This is a genomic window from Tenacibaculum finnmarkense genomovar ulcerans (assembly GCF_900239495.1).
In the GTDB taxonomy this organism is placed as follows: domain Bacteria; phylum Bacteroidota; class Bacteroidia; order Flavobacteriales; family Flavobacteriaceae; genus Polaribacter; species Polaribacter ulcerans.
In genome coordinates this window covers 1-3768 of sequence record NZ_OENE01000026.1, presented here as the reverse complement: position 1 = coordinate 3768, position 3768 = coordinate 1, and the positions used below count along the sequence as shown (strand labels likewise).

Below are 3768 nucleotides of genomic sequence, written 5' to 3'. Positions count from 1 at the left end.
ACCTACTTACGAAAATCCTTAGGGGATTTTCTATTCCGTTTTTATTTACTTAATTTAGTGCTTCAAAAATGCAACAAACCATATATAAATCGTTGTAAAACATTAAAATGAAAAACACCCATATACTTATACTATTCGCCTTTTTGTTAGCAGGTTGTGTATCAACAAAAATAACGAAAGAAGAAAAAGAAATTTTCGAAATTTTAAATAAAATAACCTACCAACACAACAATATTACCGATGAAGATATTGACTACCATACGATAGCGGATTTTTTAAATGAAAATGAAATTTTAAAACTAAAAACTTGGAAGAGTACAGAGCCAACCTTGAAAAATTTTTATAATACAGAATGTATAGGTTGTTCAAATAACATCAACAAATTAACACCTATTTATAGAGTAGAAAAAGGTAACTTTGTTCACTTCGGTCTCAAAAAAAGTATAGGAATCGAAAATTTAGTATTCAATAAAAAAGGTGATTTCATTACACATTTTTTTACTTATCAAAGCTACTCTCAAGCACAAATTGAAAAAGAATTAAAAAAAAGAGGCAATGATACTTATGTAATAAGTGGAATTTTCCCAACAATAATAAACACCAACGAAATCCACCTAAAACATTTAGAATACAGCAACCAAACCGATAATAGCGAGTGGTACAACACCGCTTTTCCTATGGAGTTAGAATATTACATCAATGTAAAAGAAAAACAACACGTTTTGCGTTTCAAATTTAATGGCGGTTTTTATAGTTACCAAAAAGATGATAAAAATGACGACCACAGAATGATTCATTTCTTTGAACCTAAGTTTGTTGCAAATGCAGTTGACTTTAACCAGCTATCAAGCTTTTCTTCTAAAACCAAAGGTTATTATGGAGAAGCAACTTTCTTTTTAATAAAAATAGAAAAAAAAATGAACCTAAGTGTAGTAATAAATTCAAAAATAGTAGAGAAAAAATTTCAGTTTTCAATATTAGAAAACAACTCCTTTAATACCATAGAACAATACGTAAATAAGCACAGCGAACTTTACACCACCTATAATAAAAACCTAGAAAAAGGCGAATATCTCATTCGGGTAATTAATGGCAAATCTACTTATTGGAATATGCCATTGTATGATTTAAACCTAAAAAAAATAATATTATAACCAATGAAATACCTAAAACGTTTTGCTCTACTTTTTTTGCTCTTAGCCTTAGGCATTAGTGTTTGGATAGGAAGCAAAGAATATTACGATGATGAAACTAGGCTGCAAATTAACGCAAGAAACCGAGGTTGGGAAGAAAACAAAGCTGTGCTTGAAAAAAAAATAGACCAACTTAAAGCTGAAAAAAGATCGTATGACAATAAAATAACAAGTTACATCACGCAAAAAACAGAGTCAATTTCTGATGAAACAAAAGCTTTTTTATATACCATAAAAAACTACCATTCAGAGGTTGAAATACCCAAAAACGTAACTAATTATTATAATACCAATTCAAAAACCCCTACTTTTTCCGTTTTTAATTATGAAAGAAAAAATGACGAACTTTGGTTTGGATTTTATATAGGTTATCGTATTACAATGGTAACAGATTATGATAATTTAGTGCTCCATTTTTCATATTCAGCTGGCACTGCGCATACCGCTTTTGGTACTATACATTATAATACTTTGACTAAAGAGGTAAGTACAACAGAATATTCCTATGGTACAGGCGCTGGCGGCACAACACTCTACTTAAATGGCGTAAAAGTTAAAGAAACATTTAAAGATTTTACAAATGAATAAAACACGAATTCTATACTTAATCAGCTTTTTAATTTTTGCAATAAGTATTTATATACTGTTTAATAACTATATAACGTATTTGGAATTAAGAGATATAAAATCCGATAATGAAACTAATGCGGTTATTGACCTATTAGATGAAAATTTTCATAATTATTATAGTTTGCCAGAAAACGATAACAACTGGGTACAAATTGGGGAATTACCAGAAAATCACGATGTAGATGTAAGCGAAGAAATATTAGAATACCTCAATACAAATCGAAATTTATGGCAATACGAGTATATAAAAAACCCTATTAAAACTACAGACCAAACTAGTTATACTTTAGGGCATTTTGAGCTAGCAGAAAATAAAACAAATACTATTTTATACAGCCTTAATCATTTTTACAGCAATTGGAAATACTTTAAAGAAACCCAAAATCACAATCTATTACTTGAAACTTTAACCCAGGAATTAGACAATACTATAAAGCCTGATTCAGAAAAATTTTGGTTTATAAGTTTAAACACCTTGTTTGACCATACTTTAGATAATGAAAAACTAAACAATAACGATACAATTTATTACAACTTAAATGAGGCATTATACTATTATAATAGCTCTGTAAAATATCCTGATTATAAATTGGATGTCAATATCGATTCTGATATGGATGCTATAGAGGCTGCTAAAACTCTTAAAAAGTTAAGCAAGCTTGATTACTACCAAAAATACGTAAAGCGTACAGATAGAGATGTAGAAACGTTTCAAAATATTTGGGAAAATGGCAAGCAATATTTCTTCAGCTTTATGTCTCAAAAACGCTACAATGGCTTATGTAAACCTTTTATAGATCAGCTTTTCACTACTTATAATACAGTTACTCAAACCAATACTTACAAAAAACATTTTGAAAAATATGATTTAGACGATTCAGAATTTTATGCTTTACCAAATACAGAGGAGTTTAAGGACGGCTATCAATGGGCGTACAGTTTTTGGGACAGACGCTTTACTGAAGGGACAATGGAATATGTGCACCAAGTATTGTTAGAAATAAAAAATCATTACGAATAAAACTGCTAAAATGAAAAAAAGAATCCACATTATACTCATCATCACTAGTGTTGCTATGCTAGCTACGGCTTATTACCTGTATCGCAGCAATGATATTACAGAACGTAAATCTAGATTAATGCGACACATAAAAGAGCAATTAAAGCATAAACAATTACCCATCAACCAATTTGATATAGACTTACAGAAAGAGGAGTATTTACTTACAAAAATAGATTACAACATACCACTTACCCAAAAAATAATAGTTGCCAATTGCATAAATAATGCCAACCCAAATTACAATAAAGAAGAAGCTATTGACTGTTTTAAAACACTCAGTTATTTTATTGTAGATAAAATAAGCGAAGAAACTTTAATAAAAAGCATAACAAGTTCATACATCAATAATGGTTTACGCTATATGGTATTAGGCGGTTTTTTAAGGATAAAAGATTTTCAAAACAACACAGAAGATAATAGTAATTACCTAAAGTTAGTTACTTATAGTGGGTTTATGTATAACTTACGAGACCCAAAAAAGCTCACTGCTTTTTACAAAAAAAACCAACCTTTAATGCAAAATTATGTAACCGATGCTATTTATAAAGAACATTTACAAAACCCAATAAATAACTTATTAAAAGGTTATAGAATATTAAATAACGCACCAGATAGAACTGTATTTTTAAAAGAAGCAGAAGCACGAGGCGAAAAAAACTACAATCATTCCGCTTCAGAAAATTGGAAAATTACCTTTTGGGAACGCAGAAGACAAGAAGGCAATGATAAAGTAATTTATAAAATTTTAGTTGACGTAAAAAAACATTATGAAGAGCAATAACGTTTTACAATCGAGTAGACGGCTCCGACTAAAATAGTCGGAGTGCGCCTCTCACACCACCGTACGTACGGGTCTCGTATACGGCGGTTCACCAAATTGAA

The 3768-nt window shown here is 29.9% G+C and carries 4 protein-coding genes; all 4 read left to right on the top strand.

Annotated features, from left to right (window positions below; all coding sequences use genetic code 11):
• Nucleotides 1–107: 107 nt before the first annotated feature.
• Nucleotides 108–1154 carry a hypothetical protein gene (locus tag DPIF8902391_RS09220; RefSeq protein ID WP_172505631.1) on the top strand — a complete coding sequence of 349 codons (1047 nt, stop codon included), beginning with the start codon at nt 108–110 and terminating at the stop codon, nt 1152–1154.
• Nucleotides 1155–1157: 3 nt separating this feature from the next.
• Nucleotides 1158–1781, top strand: a complete 624-nt coding sequence (locus DPIF8902391_RS09215; RefSeq protein ID WP_172505630.1) for a hypothetical protein — start codon at nt 1158–1160, stop codon at nt 1779–1781.
• Between the two features lie 79 nt (nt 1782–1860).
• Nucleotides 1861–2844, top strand: coding sequence for a hypothetical protein (locus DPIF8902391_RS09210; protein ID WP_172505629.1), 984 nt, complete (start codon nt 1861–1863; stop codon nt 2842–2844).
• Nucleotides 2845–2854: 10 nt separating this feature from the next.
• On the top strand, nt 2855–3667 hold the full coding sequence (locus DPIF8902391_RS09205; protein ID WP_172505628.1) for a hypothetical protein: 813 nt from the start codon (nt 2855–2857) through the stop codon (nt 3665–3667).
• The last annotated feature ends 101 nt before the right edge of the window (nt 3668–3768 follow it).